We start from the raw sequence: 14,834 nt of genomic DNA, 5'->3' as shown, positions 1-14,834 counted from the left end.
ATGTCTTCACACGAATTTCTTGACGCCGCACACCGTCTCCCCTTTGGCTTTCGAGCAATCCCGTCGCGATGCTCCCCCCACGGAAGGCACCACCAGTGAAAGCGCGTAACACCCGTCGGACCGCTGTGCGCCCTGTCGCCATAGCCCTGGCGGTCTCCGTATCGGCCCTGTCCCTCACCGCGTGCGGCGACGACGGGAGTGACGACACCGCCGTGCAGAAGGGCAACGACATCACCGTGGGCCTGCTGCTGCCCGACCGGGACACGGCTCGCTTCGAGAAGTTCGACTACCCCCTGATCAGGGAGGAGGTCGCGTCCCTCACGGAGAACAAGGGCAAGGTGCGGTACGCCAACGCCGAGGCGAGCGTGTCCAGACAGAGCGAGCAGTTCCAGAAGATGATCGACGACAAGGTCGACGTCATCCTGGTGGACGCGCTGAACTCCAAGAAGATCGCCTCGGACGTGCAGAAGGCCAAGGACGCCGACATCCCGGTCATCGCCTACGACCGGCTCGCCGAGGGCCCGATCGACGCCTACGTCTCCCACGACAACGAACTCGTCGGGCAGGTGCAGGGCCGCGCCATCATGAGCGAGCTCGGCGAGAAGTCCGAGAAGAGCAAGGTCGTCATGATGAACGGCGACCCCGGCGACCCGAACACGGCACGGTTCAAGGACGGCGCGCTGAGCGAGCTCCAGGGCCAGGTGGACATCGTCGAGCAGTACGACACCAAGGAGTGGAAGCCCTCCATCGCCAAGGCGAACATGGAGAAGGCGATCCGGTCCGTCGGGCTGAACAACATCGCCGCCGTCTACTCGGCCAACGACGGCATGGCGGGCGCCGTCATCGAGGCGATGGAGGAGGCCGGCGCCACCAAGATGCCGCCGGTGACCGGGCAGGACGCCAACCTGGACGCGGTGCAGCGGGTCGTGTCGGGGGAGCAGTACATGACCGTCTACAAGTCCTTCCTACTGGAGGCGACGAATGCCGCGAAGATCGCGGTGGCCAAGGTCCAGGGCCGTGCGATCGAGTTCGCCGCGCTGACCCGGGAGACGGTCGACAGCCCGACGGCGAAGAGCATCCCGGCGATGCTCGTGCCGGTGGTCGCCCTCACCAAGGACAACATCAAGGAGACGGTGATCACGGACGGCGTCTACACTGTCAAGGACATCTGCACCCCGAAGCTCGAGTCGGACTGCGAGGCCATCGGCCTCGAGTAGGTCTGTCTCTTGACTTCGCGGGGCGCCCGCGCGACATTCCCCACCCCCATCTGTCGCGCTGGAGCCGTCATGACCACTGACACGAACTCCGCACCACCCGCTGGTTCACCTTCCCGGGCTCCTTCCCGAAGACGAGTGCTGGCCGGTGCCGCGGGTGCCGGGCTCGCCGTCGCCGCCGGAGTGCAACAGGGCGCCCAGGCCGCCGACTTACCCCCGCTCGGCACCTACGACGTCGTCGTCATCGGCTCCGGCGCGGCGGGGATGACCGCCGCGCTGACCGCCGCCGGACAGGGGCTGAGCTGCGTCGTCCTGGAGAAGGCCCCGACCTTCGGCGGCTCGGCCGCCCGCTCCGGCGCCGGGATCTGGATCCCCAACAACCCGGTGCTCCAGGCGGCCGGCGTCCCGGACACGCCCGCGAAGGCCGCCGCCTACCTCGCCGCCGTCGTCGGCCCGGACGTCCCCGCCGACCGGCAGCGCGCCTTCCTCGCCCACGGCCCGGCCACGATCTCCTACGTCATGGCCCACAGCCCCCTGCGCTTCCGCTGGATGGAGGGCTACAGCGACTACTACCCGGAGCTGCCCGGCGGCCTGCCGAACGGCCGCTCCATCGAGCCCGACCAGCTCGACGGGCGCGTCCTGGGCCCCGAGCTGGCCCGTCTGAACCCGCCGTACATGGACGTGCCCGCCGGGATGGTCGTCTTCAGCGCCGACTACAAGTGGGTCACCCTGGCCGCGGTGAACGCCAAGGGCGCGGCCGTCGCGGCCCAGTGCCTGGCACGGGGCACGGCGGCGGCGCTGCGGGGCGAGAAGCCGCTGACCATGGGCCAGTCGCTGGCGGCCGGGCTGCGTGCGGGACTGAGGTCGGCCGGGGTGCCGGTGTGGCTGAACACGCCCCTGACCGACCTGCACGTCGAGAACGGCACGGTCACCGGGGCGGTCGTCACCCGCGACGGCGGCCCCGGCCTGGTCCGCGCCCGCCGGGGCGTGATCGTCGGCTCCGGTGGCTTCGAGCACAACGCGGCGATGCGCGAACGCTTCCAGCGCCAGCCCATCGGCACGGACTGGACCGTCGGCGCCAAGGAGAACACCGGCGACGGCATCCTGGCGGGGGAGCGGCTCGGGGCGGCCCTCGACCTGATGGACGACGCCTGGTGGGGCCCGGCGATCCCGGTCCCGGGCCAGCCGTACTTCTGCCTCGCCGAACGTACCCTCCCCGGCGGCCTCCTGGTCGACGGGTCCGGCCGGCGCTTCGTCAACGAGGCCGCCCCCTACAGCGACGTCGTCCACACCATGTACGACGAGCGCGAGGCCATCCCGGCCTGGCTGATCACCGACCAGAACTACCGCAACCGGTACCTCTTCAAGGACGTCCTGCCGACCCTGCCCCTCCCCGGCGCCTGGTACGACTCGGGCGCCGCCCACAAGGCCTGGTCACTGGACGCGCTCGCGGCCTCGATCGGCGTCCCGGCGGCTGCCCTGCGCACGACCGTCGACCGCTTCAACTCCCAGGCACGACGGGGGGAGGACCCCGACTTCCACCGCGGCGACAGCGCCTACGACCACTACTACACGGACCCGTCCGTCCTCCCGAACTCCTGCCTGGCCCCCCTGTGGCTGCCCCCGTACCACGCCTTCCGCATCGTCCCCGGCGACCTCGGCACGAAGGGCGGTATGCGGACGGACGCCCGGGCCCGTGTGCTGAGGGAAGACGGCTCGGTCATCCCGGGCCTCTACGCCGCCGGCAACGCGAGCGCCGCGGTCATGGGCCACAGCTACGCGGGCGCGGGCTCGACCATCGGCCCGGCGATGACGTTCGGGTACATCGCGGCGAGGGACATCGCGGGGGTGTTGTAGGCGGCCGGCCGCCGGGACGGGCTAGGACGTCGGCCGCGAGGGCTTGCGGGCCACGAGACATGCCTGGGCGACCGGTTCGCCGAGCTCCTCGTCGGCCTCCCGTAGGGTCCGGGAACGCAGCGTGAATCCGGCGGCTTCCAGCAGGGGGATGATCTGCTCCGGCCGGCGCCGCCGGAAGTCCAGTGCCACCCGGTGCCCGAAGGCCTCCTCGTAGCGGCGGGGCTCGTCCCCGGCCTGGAAGCCGAGCAGCAGGTGCCCGCCGGGCCGCAGCACGCGGTGGAACCCGGCGAAGACGCCGGGCAGGTGGTCCAGGGGGGTGTGGATGATCGAGTACCAGGACACGACCCCGTCGAGCGAGTTGGCGGGCAGGTCCAGCTCCAGGATCGAGCCCTGCTCGAACCGCAGGCCGGGGTTCTCGCGGCGGGCGATCGCGAGCATCGACTCCGACAGGTCGAGGCCGAAAATCGACAGTCCCCGGGCGGCCAGGAACGCCGTCACCCGCCCGGGCCCGCACCCCAGGTCGGCGACCTCGCCCCCCTCACCCACGAGCTCCGCGAAACCGGTCAGCAGCCCCCGGTCCAGCGGCGTGGCCGCGAGGTAGTCGCCGAATCGGACGGCGTAGTCCTCGGCCACGGCGTCGTAGAAGGTACGGGTTTCGATCACGAAGTCGGCGTCGGTCATGGCCCGAGACCCTACTGCGAGGGCCTGCCCGCCTGCCCGCCGTTTGCCGGTCGGGGTGCTTGTTCGCCCCTGTGCCCCTAGCTGGTCTGCTCGTCTCCCCGGCCCTCGCCCGACCGGCCGTCGCCGTGCTCCTCGGCTGCCTTCGCCGCTCCGGCGCCCGCCCCCGCTCCGATCGCCGTGCCCAGTCCCAGGCCCAGGGCCAGTCCCAGCCCGATGTTGTCGAAGACGGTCAGGCCGAGGGCCAGCCCGAGGGCCGTGCCGAGCGACAGCCCGAGTGACACGCCGGTCGCCAGATGGTGGTGCGCGGGAGTTCCGCTTTCCTGCTCGCCGTTCTCTTCATGTCCCTGCATCCGGACATCTTCTCCCGGCCGGTGCACGGGTCGGCCGGGCCCCCCGTCTGCCCCGCCACAGCGGAGCGTCCCGCAGAATTCGCCGGAAATTCATCGGCCTCTCCGGGAAGGGGAGAACCGGAAGAGGACGGGAAAAGGCAGGAGCCCCGACGCCTGACGGCGCGGGGCTCCTTGGGTACTACTGATCAGACCGGCGTGACGTTCTCAGCCTGCGGACCCTTCGGGCCCTGCGTGACGTCGAAAGACACCTGCTGGTTCTCCTCGAGGGAGCGGAAGCCGCTCGCGTTGATCGCGGAGTAGTGGACGAAGACGTCGGGGCCGCCGCCCTCCTGGGCGATGAAACCAAAGCCCTTTTCGGCGTTGAACCACTTCACGGTTCCGGTAGCCATAAGCCCTCCTTGGGCCCAAAAGGGTTGCCCTGCTCCAGAACCAGCAAGTGTGAAGATGAATTCTGCACAACTGCATACGTCTGAGAATGACGAGAGCCCGCGGTCACATGCTCCGCAGGCTCTGTACTGCAAGGGAAACCAAACTGCAACTTGCGATGAGCCTAGCACGCAGGCCCCGGAATGCAATAGGGGTCAAGATCACGTCACCCGAATGTTTGAACATCCCGCCGCCGAGTGGCGGAGAGGGCCTCTGACGCGGATCACGAACCCACGGCGGGGCCGGACGCGGGCCACTGGGCCGAGAGGGCTAGCCTCACGATGTGGACAATCCTCGCACCCGGCCGCGCGTCGGCCACATCCAGTTCCTGAACTGCCTGCCCCTGTACTGGGGGCTCGCCAGAACGGGCACGCTCCTCGACTTCGAGCTGACGAAGGACACCCCGGAGAAGCTCAGCGAGAAGCTGGTGCAGGGCGAACTCGACATCGCACCGATCACCCTGGTCGAGTTCCTCAAGCACGCGGACCAACTGGTCGCCTTCCCCGACATCGCCGTCGGCTGCGACGGCCCGGTGATGTCGTGCGTGATCGTCTCGCAGGTCCCGCTGGACCGGCTGGACGGCGCCCGCGTCGCCCTCGGCTCGACCTCCCGCACCTCCGTCCGCCTCGCCCAGCTGCTCCTCAGCGAGCGCTACGGCGTACGGCCGGACTACTACACGTGCCCGCCCGACCTCAGCCTGATGATGCAGGAGGCCGACGCGGCCGTCCTCATCGGTGACGCGGCGCTGCGCGCGAACATGCTCGACGGGCCGCGCTTCGGCCTGGACGTGCACGACCTGGGCGCGCTGTGGAAGGAGTGGACGGGCCTGCCGTTCGTCTTCGCGGTCTGGGCCGCGCGCCGCGACTACCTGGAGCGTGAGCCGGTCCTCACCCGCAAGGTGCACGAGGCCTTCCTCGAGTCCCGCAACCTCTCCCTGGAGGAGGTCGGCAAGGTCGCCGAGCAGGCCGCCCGCTGGGAGGACTTCGACGAGGAGACCCTCGCCCAGTACTTCACGACGCTCGACTTCCGCTTCGGCGGCCCGCAGCTCGCGGCGGTCGCCGAGTTCGCGCGGCGCGTCGGCCCGACGACCGGGTTCCCGGCGGACGTGAAGGTGGACCTGCTTCAGCCGTGAGCGGGCGCTCCTCCCGCACTACTCTGCTGGGAGTGCAGGCGGACGGGGGCCCACCCGGGCTTCCGTACGCCTACGGGGGAGGGGTGACGCCATGCGGCCGCTCGAAGTCGACGAACCCACAGTCGTGGGGCCCTACCGGCTGCTCGGCCGGCTGGGCTCCGGCGGGATGGGCCGGGTCTATCTGGGTCGCAGCGCCGGGGGCCGCACGGTCGCCGTGAAGATCGTGCACCCGCACTTCGCGCTGGACGAGGAGTTCCGGGCGCGCTTCCGGCGTGAGGTCGGGGCCGCGCGCCGGGTGGGCGGTGCGTGGACGGCGTCGGTCCTGGACGCGGACCCGGAGGCGCGGGTGCCGTGGGTGGCGACGGCGTACGCGGCGGGCCCGTCGCTGTCCGCCGCGGTGGCGGACTTCGGCCCCTTGCCGGCCCACACCGTACGAGTCCTGGGAGCGGGGCTCGCCGAGGCGCTGGTGGCGGTGCACGAGCTGGGCCTGGTGCACCGGGACGTGAAGCCGTCGAACGTCCTGCTCACGCTCGACGGCCCCCTGCTGATCGACTTCGGGATCGCCCGGGCCACGGACGGTACGGCGTCCCTGACGTCCACCGGCGTGTCGATCGGCTCGCCCGGCTACATGTCGCCCGAGCAGATCCTGGGCAAGGGCGTCACGGGCGCGGCGGACGTCTTCTCGCTGGGCGCGGTCCTGGCGTACGCGGCGACCGGCGAACCGCCCTTCCCCGGGGACTCCTCGGCCGCCCTGCTCTACAAGGTCGTCCACGAGGAGCCGGAACTCGGCCTGCTGGACGGGGAGCTGCGGTCCCTGACGGCCGCCTGCCTGACGAAGGACCCGGACGCGCGGCCCGCCCCGGCGGAGGTGGCCCGACGGCTGGCTCCCGAGGGAGCGGCCCGGCTGGTGACGGGCGGGTGGCTGCCCGGGGCGCTGGTGGAGCAGGTGAGCCGGAGCGCCGTGCAGTTGCTGAACCTGGAGGCGACGGGGCCGGGGGCCGGCGGGCCTTCGGGGCCGGTGGGGTTCAGTAGTCCTTCTGTGGGGGTGGTCGAGGCAGGGGAGGCGGCTGAGGCAGTTGGGGCGGTTGGGGCTCACGGGGCTGCCGAGCCCGGGGTGTTCGGGCCGCCGCCGGTCATGCCGCCTGTCATGCCCACACCTTCCGCGGCGCCGCCCTTCGCCGCCGTACCCGCACCCCGTGACGCAGGCCCGCAGGACACGGCCCCGCCGTCCACCGGGCGCCGCCCCGGCAAGGTCACCGTCTCCGTGGCGGCGACGTCCACGCCGGAGGGCGGCGGGCGGGTGCGGAGGCTGAGCTGCTCGGTCGCCCTGGCGGTCGCCGGGGCGATGGCGGCCGTGACGATCGGGTCGGTGCTCGTGTTCGACCTGCTGCCGGGCCGGGGCGCCCAGGACGACGCCGACTCGGACAGCGGGGTCGACTCGCCTCCGGCGGCGACCGCGAGCTCCGCCCCCGGCGCGGTGCCCGCCGCCTACCTCGGCACCTGGGAGGGCCAGGGCACCGCGCTGGACGGCAATCTTCCCCTCGGCACGTTCCGGATCACGGTCGAACGGGCCGCCGTCGGCGAGGAGTTGGGCAAGCTCCGCCAGACCGACCAGATCGGCGGCGTCTGCATCGACGTACTGACCCTGAAGCAGGTGACGAAGAAGGAGCTCGTCGCGACGTCCGTGGGCGCGAAGACCAACCACAGCGGCTGCAACCCGGCCGCCACGACGGTCCGTCTCAGCCCGGTGGGCGACGATCTCCAGTACCGGTCCCAGAGCGAGGAGTCGGGCCGGCCTCAGGCTCGGATGTCGAAGGTGCGCCAGGAGTCGCCCGGCGGCTGAGCCTGACCAGCAGGGTGATCAGCAGCGCGGCCGCCCCGAGGCTCGCGACCAGGCCGACGACCCACAGCCAGGGGTAGTGCACATGCACCCAGCAGGGCCCGCCCTCGCTGTAGCAGTCGGCGTCCCAGCCGCGGCGCCGCTTGGGCCGCGCGGTGGTGCTGATCACCCCGGCGACCAGGTACCCCGCTGCCAGCCCGGGCAGGGAGGCGGCCGCCCAGGCCAGCGAACGCGCCTTGCTCTTCTTCCAGTTCATCCGGGTCAGCGGCGCCGCCCAGGCCAGGAAGACCAGCGGCAGCAAGGCGCCCACGGTGGCGGCGAAGGCGTAGCCACCGCCCGGCCACGCGGGAGCGAAGTCGCCCCAGAGCTCGTGGCCCCAGTACATGTCGAACAGGACCAGCGGCATCAGCAGGACGACGAAGCCGGGGAGCACCACGCAGGCCCAGAGACAACCCCGGCCCCGCTTCTCCGGCCCGTCGGCGTTCGGCCGGCCCGGCCGGTGCTCGTAGCGCAGCGCCGACCCCGCCGCCTTCCTCCGCTTCGGCTTCGCCGACTCCCCGCTCAACGCCTCACCCCGGGATGACGACGGTCCGCAGCTCCCCGTCACCGAGGTGCAGCATGCCCTTGCCCGGGGCGACCTGGCCGCCGACCATGCCGCGGTTCAGGCGTACGCCGATGAGGTCGCCGCTGGAGGACTCCTGCGGGGAGAGCAGAATGCCGCGGCGGGCCTTCTTCGCGTCGACCTGCCAGCCGGAGAAGCCGCTGCACACGTCCTCCTCGTCACCGGCGATGACCATGGCGAGGCCGCGTTCGGCGCCACGGGAGACCAGCTTCTTCATCTGGCTCTCGGCGTCGCAGTCCTCCAGGAGCTCGCCGTCGTCGATGAGGACGGCGATCGGCTCCTCCAGGGACGACTGGTCGATGAGCTCCTCGAACTCGTCCTCGTCGATGTCGTCGCCGGTGAAGACCTTCAGCACACCGTCCGCACCGTCGAGTTGACGGAGGGACGACTGGCGCGGCGCCGCGATCACCAGACGCGTGCCCTGCGCCAGGAACGAATGCGCGAAGTTCAACAGCACCGTAGAGCGGCCCGACTTGGCCGGACCCGCGACGACGAACGCCGGCACGCCCTCCGCGAGGTCCGGGCCGAAGCCGACGATCTCGTCGCCGCCGATGCCGACCAGGCCCCACAGACGCGAGCGGGACGCGTCCGGGTCGCGCATTTCCCAGGCCTCCGGGAAGGAGATGCGGCTGGGCAGGCTGTCCACGCGGAACGGGCGGCGTGAACGCGGCACGTCGGCGTCGCGGGCCGCGGCCGCCTCGCCGATCGCCGCCAGCGCGGCCGCCTGCCCCTGACCGGTCGTGTCCTCGGCGAGCAGCGCGAACTGCGTCTCCGTACCGAACTCGTTGCGGAAGGCACGGCCCGGCGGGATCTCCTCGGGCACCTTGCGGGCCGGAATGCCGAGCGAGGAGAAGTCGCTGCGGTCGGCCAGCCGCAGGCCGTACTTGTCCTCGGTGAGCGTCGCGATACGGCCGACGAGCAGGGTCCGGTCACCGGTGAGGACCAGGTGGATGCCGACGCTCGCGCCCTCGCGCATCATCGTCTGCAGCTCGTCCGTGAGCGAGCCGTGGTCGATCTCGCCGAGCGTGGGCACCCAGCCCTCCCAGCGGTCCAGCAGCACGACGATGTGCGGCAGCCGCTCGTCGTCGGCGACCGAGGACCGCTGCTCACCGATGTCCGCGAAGCCCTTGTCCGCCAGCAGATCCTGGCGGCGGCCCATCTCGCCCTTGAGCCGGTTGACGAGCCGTACGACCCGCTCGGTCTGGTTGCGGCCGACGACCGCGCCGCAGTGCGGCAGCCGCGTCAGGGCGTTGAGCGCGCCGTTGCCGCAGTCGATGCCGTAGAGGTGCACGTCGGCGATCGAGTGCGTACGGGCGATCGAGCCCGCGAGGGTGCGCAGCACCTGGGAACGGCCGCTGCGCGGGGCACCGCCGATCATCAGATGGCCGAAGGAGGAGAAGTCCACGGCGACCGGGCGCCGGGCCTGGCTGGCGGGCAGGTCCTCGATGCCGTACGGGGCCGGCGGCAGCTTGCCGGGGCCGCCCGCGAACGCGGGGAGTTCGACGTCGTCAAGGAGCAGCGTCTCGTCGAGCGCGGGCAGCCACGGGCTGTGCTGCGGCGGGATGCCGAGCGAGCTGTTGGCGTCCCGGATCGTGTCGACGAGGACCTTCAGGTCGGTGATCTCCTCTTCCTCACGGGCCTCCGCCTTGGGCTTGACCAGCGCCGAACGGCCCAGGTCCTCCCAGGTCAGCGGGCCCACCCAGGGCATGAGCACGGCCGGGTCGGCCGCACCGGGCCGGCGGCCGCCCACGCGTCCGGACTGGAAGGGGACCAGGGAGGCGTGCCCGAGCCGGGCGTAGGCGCGGCCCGGGGTGTTCTTGGAGATGTGCCCGGCCTCGGGCGAGTCGATGACGTCGGACGACTCACCGCCGTCCGTCACGCGCAGCGCGATACGGAGGTTGGTGTTGGCGCGGATCTCGGGCGACACGACACCGCTCGGCCGCTGGGTGGCCAGCAGCAGATGGATACCGAGCGAACGGCCTCGCTGGGCGATGTTCACCAGCCCGGTCACGAAGTCGGGCAGGTCACGCACCATGGACGCGAACTCGTCGATGACGATGAGCAGCCGGGGCACCGGCTGGTTCGACGGATCCCGGCGCACGAGATCCTGGTAGTCCTCGATGTCCTTGGCGTCGGCGGCGGCCAGGATGTGCTCGCGCCGGTGCAGCTCGGCACCCAGCGACTCCAGGGCGCGCTCCACCAGGTGGGCGTCGAGGTCGGTCACCATGCCGACGGTGTGCGGCAGATGCACACAGTCCTTGAAGGCCGCGCCGCCCTTGTAGTCGACCAGCACGAAGGTCATGTTCTCGGGCGTGTTCGCCACGGCCAGCGCCGCCACGATGGTCTGCAGCAGCTCCGACTTACCGGAACCCGTCGTACCGGCGATGAGACCGTGCGGACCGTCCTTGCGGATGTCCAGCCCGAACGCCCCGTCGTACGACTCACCGATGACGGCCAGCGTCGACTGCCCGCCCATCCGCCACCGCGCCACGATCGCGTCGCTCGTCGGCGGCTCCAGTTGCAGCACGTCCAGCAGCCGGCTCGAACCCGGAAGCGCCGAGTCCTCGGTCTCACCGCTGATGTCCCGCAGCGGCGACAGCGACCGGGCGAGCCGCAGACACCAGGCGGCGGAGACGAAGTCGGGCCGTACGTCCTTCAGCCGCTCCGCACCGGCCTCCTCGACGCGCAGCCTCAACTGCTCGGTGCGGTTGGCCTGTTCGGGCTGCTGCGCGGTGGTGTGCCAGGCCTGGAAGGAGGGAAACCCACCGGCGGCCTGCTGCGTCTGCTGCTGGAGCTGCTGGGCGGGCTCGTACTCCTCGGCCTTCGGCTCGGCGACGACGTACGCCTGGCACTCACCGGGCAGGAACCGCTCCTCGGCGTCCAGGCAGATGGCGAACATGGACACGCCGGGGCCCTCGCGCAGCAACCGCACGACGCCGGGAAGGGACCTGAGGCGCCGCGACCCGTCCCACACCACGACGATGTCGGGATCGCCGAAGGACGACGCACCCTGCGACTTGTTCTCCTCGGCGGCCTTCTTGCGCGCGTCGAGGATCTGCGTCAGCTCGCCGATACGGGCACCCACGGTCTCGGCGTCGGTCCCGATGAGCGCGTTGACGTCCTGCCCGCCGGACGGCCGGGAGTGCGGCAGCCAGCGCGTCCAGTCCCAGGACTCCTGCGCGGCGTTCTCGCTCAGCACGTAGAACTGCACGTCCATCGGGCTGTGCAGCGCCGCGGTCTGCGCGACGGCCCACCGCCCGAGAGCACGGGCGGAGTCCCCGGGCCCGGCCATGCCGATCACACCGAGGGTGCGCAGGTGCAGCGCGACCGGGGCGTCCTCGATCTTCCAGGTCACCTGCCGGCGGTGGTCGTCCTGCTCGGGGTCGTCGAGCACGACCTCGGAGGGCAACTGCCCGGTCCCGAACCGCACGAGGAGATGATCACGGTCGGTACGCCTGCGTTCCCACAGCCGTGTCCGCGGCCCGGTCCCCAGGGCAAGGACGGTCGCCGGATCGGGTATGGCATGCCGCCGGTCGGTCCGCTCGGCGACGAGCGCGTCCTGCGCGTCCTTCTCGATCCGCTCCTTCTGCTCCTCGTACTCCTCGACCTGCTTGGCGTGGGACTTACGCCCGTGTTTCTTGTCGTTGTAGTAGTTCGCGAAGAGCAGGATCGGAGCCAGGCCGGCCATGATCAGGTAGTACCAGCGCTGGAAGATCATCACCGATACGACGGCACCGACGAGCGGCGTCATCGCCATCAGCCAGGGCAGCGGCCGGGCCTCGTAGTCGCGGGGCGGCGACGGCAGCCGGAAGTTGGTCTGCCGCTCGGGCGGGCGCAGCCGCGGAGGACGGTTGTAGTCGAGGCCGACGCCGTCGTCCGACCACTTGAGGGCGGCGTTCGGGGGCGTGTACCGGGTGAGTTCGAGGAGGGTGTTCCCGAGCGCGATCTGACTGCCGAGGGGCCAGGCGGCGGGCCCGTCCTTCTTGGCCTCGCCGGCACCGTCCTTCTTCTTCTCGTTCTTCTTCTTGTTCTTGTCGCTCTTCTTCTCCTCCTCCCGCCGGCCGGCGTCGGAGAAGGACTTCCCGTCGAGGGTGACGTGGTCCTTGTCCATGTGCACGGCGACCTGGCAGGTGCCGTCGGTGGCGACGGAGAGGGTGAGGGCCCGGGCGTCGACCTCGGGATCGTCGACCCGGACGTACGAGGCGGCCCCGCTGCCGATGTCGTAGCGCCCGACCCCGAGCCGGTGCACGAACCCGGCGGCGGGCCCGCCGGCGACGCGCAACTCGACGAGCCCGGTGGGCTCACCCGGCAGACACCCGGACGGATCCTGAAGACTGACGACGGCGCCCTCGCGCAGGGGCGACCCGACGACGGTGGCGCTGGGATCGACGGCATACCCGTCCACGTACACGAGGGGCGCGTTGTTGGCCGGCGCCTGGCGGTGCTGTCCGAGTGGGATGATCTGCGCCCCGCTGTGCCCGACCTGCTGGGCCAGCTCCTGGGCGATGTCCCCCACGGTGGACTCAGGATCGGCATCGAGCACGACGTCGGCGGTGCCACCGCCGTACGGGTCGACGACGGTCAGAGTCAGGCGCACGACTAGTCCTCCCCGTGCCACTGGGCCGGTGTGGCCGCTGTGGTCTCTGTCGCTGCGTCCGCGTCCGCCGCCTGTTCGCTTCAGTCACGCGGGTCACAGTCGTAAGGGACGATATCCGCTCGGTACGACAGTGAGGCAATGGGGAGGCGCCGAGACGTTCCCGATGGCAACGTCGTACACGACTTCATGACGGGTCGTTCACCTCTTCCTCGCGAGGGGTCTCTGAGGTGATGCGAACGCCTGTGCTTGGTGTAGCCGGCCGGGGTGAAGGCTGTCAGATCGCCGTACGTGAGTGCGGCAGTCGTACGTATGGTCCTTTGTGGGTTTCAGGATGCTTTGTCGTTCGGGACGTTGATCGTGAGGGGGCGAGTTGGTGCAGGCGGGGGCGGCTGTGGAGGTCGGGCATGCCCGGTACACGTTCCGGTTGCGTGTGTCGTCCGCTGCCCACACGGCCTTGGTCGCCGAGTGGGATCGATGCCGGTGGGTGTGGAACGAGTGTGTCGCCAAGTCCAGGGCCGTGCATCTGTACAACAAGGCGGCCGGGGAGAAGCGGACGTGCGGTCCAGCGCAGCTCGACAGGATGCTGACCGAAGCCCGTGCCTGTACGCCGTGGCTGTGTGAGGGGTCGTCGGTGGTCCAGCAGCAGGTCATCCGGGACTTCGGACGCTCCCGTGCCAAGGCGCACAAGGACATCAAAGAGCGTCTGCCCATGGCTCGCCGGGCCGGGATGCCCGCGCACAAGAAGAAGCGCGAGGCACTGCCGACTCTGAACTACACGAAGCGCGGGTTCCGGCTGAGGGATGGCCGGTTGCATCTGGCGGGCGGGATCGTGGTGGGGGTGGTGTGGTCGCGTGAACTGCCGGTTGAGCCGTCCTCGGTGCGTGTGTACCAGGACAGCCTCGGGCACTGGTACGGCTCCTTCGTCGTCCCCGCCGAGGTGCAGCCGCTGCCTCCGACCGGCCGGGTGCTCGGTGTCGACTGGGGCGTGAAGGAGACCGCGACCACCACCTCCGACGCGCACGACCTGCCGCATGCCGAGCATGGCAGGAAGGCCCGGAAGAAGCTGGCCCGGTACGACCGGATGATGGCCCGCCGCAAGCCGAAGAAGGGACAGCCGGCTTCGAAGGGCTACCGCGAGGCGAAGAAGCTGCGGGCGAGGGCCTACAAGAAGGTTGCCAGGCAGCGTGAGGACACGGGCCGTAAGTGGGCGAAGAAGGTGGTCCGTGACCACGACGCGGTCGCTGTGGAGGACTTCCGTCCAAAGTTCCTGGCCAAGAGCAGTATGGCCCGTAAGGCCGCTGACGCCGCCATCGGCGCGACCAAGGCCGCTCTGGTCGCGATGGGCCGCAAGCATGGGCGGGACGTCCGCCTGGTCCACCCGGCGCACACCACGATGGACTGCGCGCAGTGCATGACGAGAGCCAAGCATGCACTGCCGCTGGGTGAGCGCACCTACACCTGCACCGCGTGCGGAGCCGTGTGTCCACGGGACAAGAACTCCGCACATGTGATGCTCGTCCGGGCTGGTCTCAACCCGGCTGGTGCTGATGGCGGAAGACCTCCTGGAGCGCTGCTCCAGGAGGCTGCCTGAGCCAGGAATCCCCTCCCCTGAGGGAGGGGAGGATTCAAAAGCCGGGGATGTGGCATCACACATCACAGGCCACACCCGTAAGCTGCTGATGCAAAGAGCGGACGATCACATCGGTTGCCAATGCGACCGGCAACTCGGCCTGCGGGTCGATGAGTCCGCACACAGGGAGCCACGGGGGTTGGCCCTGCGGCGTTGTGAAAGGGAGCGGCTTCATGGCCAAGGACCTTGATGTCACTTATCAGGACATGCGGGATGCTGCCAAGCATGTCGTGAAGGAGAAGGAAAAGCTCCAGGAGAAGCTCGAGGGCCTCCGCAAGTACATCAACAACCTCGTGCAGGGCGGCTACGTCACGAAGAGCTCGTCGAAGGCGTTCGACGAGAACTTCGACGAGTTCGTGCGCGGCACGAAGGACACGCTGGACGGTCTCGACGGCATGGGTGACTACCTGACCATGGCCGCGGACAAGTTCGAGCAGATCGATGACGAGCTGGCGAAGCAGGCTCGGAGCAAGTAGGGGCTGGGG

At 70.4% G+C, this 14,834-nt stretch carries 11 protein-coding genes; 6 read left to right on the top strand and 5 right to left on the bottom strand.

Going from position 1 to position 14,834, the window contains the following annotated elements; all coding sequences use genetic code 11:
• The first annotated feature begins 125 nt into the window (after positions 1-125).
• The gene (locus ACFTZL_RS05285; RefSeq protein WP_382578496.1) at positions 126-1,217 is read left to right on the top strand and encodes a sugar ABC transporter substrate-binding protein; all 1,092 of its coding nucleotides are present in this window, start codon (positions 126-128) and stop codon (positions 1,215-1,217) included.
• 69 nt (positions 1,218-1,286) lie between these two features.
• A complete protein-coding gene (gene kstD / locus ACFTZL_RS05280; protein WP_382578494.1) occupies positions 1,287-3,071 on the top strand; it encodes a 3-oxosteroid 1-dehydrogenase in 1,785 nt (594 codons plus the stop codon).
• A 21-nt stretch (positions 3,072-3,092) separates the two neighbouring features.
• Here the strand turns inward: kstD and ACFTZL_RS05275 are convergent, their stop codons facing one another.
• The 3 genes from ACFTZL_RS05275 to ACFTZL_RS05265 form a co-directional block, all read right to left on the bottom strand.
• Positions 3,093-3,752 carry a class I SAM-dependent DNA methyltransferase gene (locus tag ACFTZL_RS05275; protein ID WP_382578492.1) on the bottom strand — a complete coding sequence of 220 codons (660 nt, stop codon included), beginning with the start codon at positions 3,750-3,752 and terminating at the stop codon, positions 3,093-3,095.
• Positions 3,753-3,829: 77 nt separating this feature from the next.
• Positions 3,830-4,102 (bottom strand): hypothetical protein, encoded by a 273-nt coding sequence (locus ACFTZL_RS05270; protein WP_382578490.1) that lies wholly within the window; start codon positions 4,100-4,102, stop codon positions 3,830-3,832.
• Positions 4,103-4,287: 185 nt separating this feature from the next.
• Positions 4,288-4,491 carry a cold-shock protein gene (locus ACFTZL_RS05265; protein ID WP_003992177.1) on the bottom strand — a complete coding sequence of 68 codons (204 nt, stop codon included), beginning with the start codon at positions 4,489-4,491 and terminating at the stop codon, positions 4,288-4,290.
• Between the two features lie 320 nt (positions 4,492-4,811).
• On the opposite strand from ACFTZL_RS05265, the gene ACFTZL_RS05260 reads away from it, so the two are divergent.
• Together ACFTZL_RS05260 and ACFTZL_RS05255 are read left to right on the top strand one after the other, a co-directional pair.
• Positions 4,812-5,660: a menaquinone biosynthetic enzyme MqnA/MqnD family protein gene (locus ACFTZL_RS05260; RefSeq protein WP_382578487.1), complete on the top strand. Its 849-nt coding sequence runs from the start codon at positions 4,812-4,814 to the stop codon at positions 5,658-5,660.
• A gap of 91 nt (positions 5,661-5,751) precedes the next feature.
• The gene (locus tag ACFTZL_RS05255; protein ID WP_382578485.1) at positions 5,752-7,503 is read left to right on the top strand and encodes a serine/threonine-protein kinase; all 1,752 of its coding nucleotides are present in this window, start codon (positions 5,752-5,754) and stop codon (positions 7,501-7,503) included.
• Here ACFTZL_RS05255 and ACFTZL_RS05250 read toward each other — a convergent pair.
• A complete protein-coding gene (locus tag ACFTZL_RS05250; RefSeq protein WP_382578482.1) occupies positions 7,400-8,065 on the bottom strand; it encodes a hypothetical protein in 666 nt (221 codons plus the stop codon). The two genes, ACFTZL_RS05255 and ACFTZL_RS05250, sit on opposite strands and share 104 nt — an antisense overlap.
• Positions 8,066-8,069: 4 nt before the next feature.
• Entirely contained in the window at positions 8,070-12,719 is a 4,650-nt protein-coding gene (locus ACFTZL_RS05245; RefSeq protein ID WP_382578480.1) for an FtsK/SpoIIIE domain-containing protein, read from the bottom strand.
• Between the two features lie 370 nt (positions 12,720-13,089).
• Here ACFTZL_RS05245 and ACFTZL_RS05240 point away from each other — a divergent pair, with 370 nt between their 5' ends.
• Positions 13,090-14,310, top strand: a complete 1,221-nt coding sequence (locus tag ACFTZL_RS05240) for an RNA-guided endonuclease InsQ/TnpB family protein (RefSeq protein WP_382578478.1) — start codon at positions 13,090-13,092, stop codon at positions 14,308-14,310.
• Between the two features lie 212 nt (positions 14,311-14,522).
• Positions 14,523-14,825, top strand: coding sequence for a WXG100 family type VII secretion target (locus ACFTZL_RS05235; RefSeq protein ID WP_328342166.1), 303 nt, complete (start codon positions 14,523-14,525; stop codon positions 14,823-14,825).
• Positions 14,826-14,834 lie beyond the last annotated feature (9 nt).

Source organism: Streptomyces sp. NPDC056948, assembly GCF_042674225.1.
GTDB classification, from domain to species: domain Bacteria; phylum Actinomycetota; class Actinomycetes; order Streptomycetales; family Streptomycetaceae; genus Streptomyces; species Streptomyces purpurascens.
This window is presented reverse-complemented; position numbering and strand designations above follow the sequence as displayed.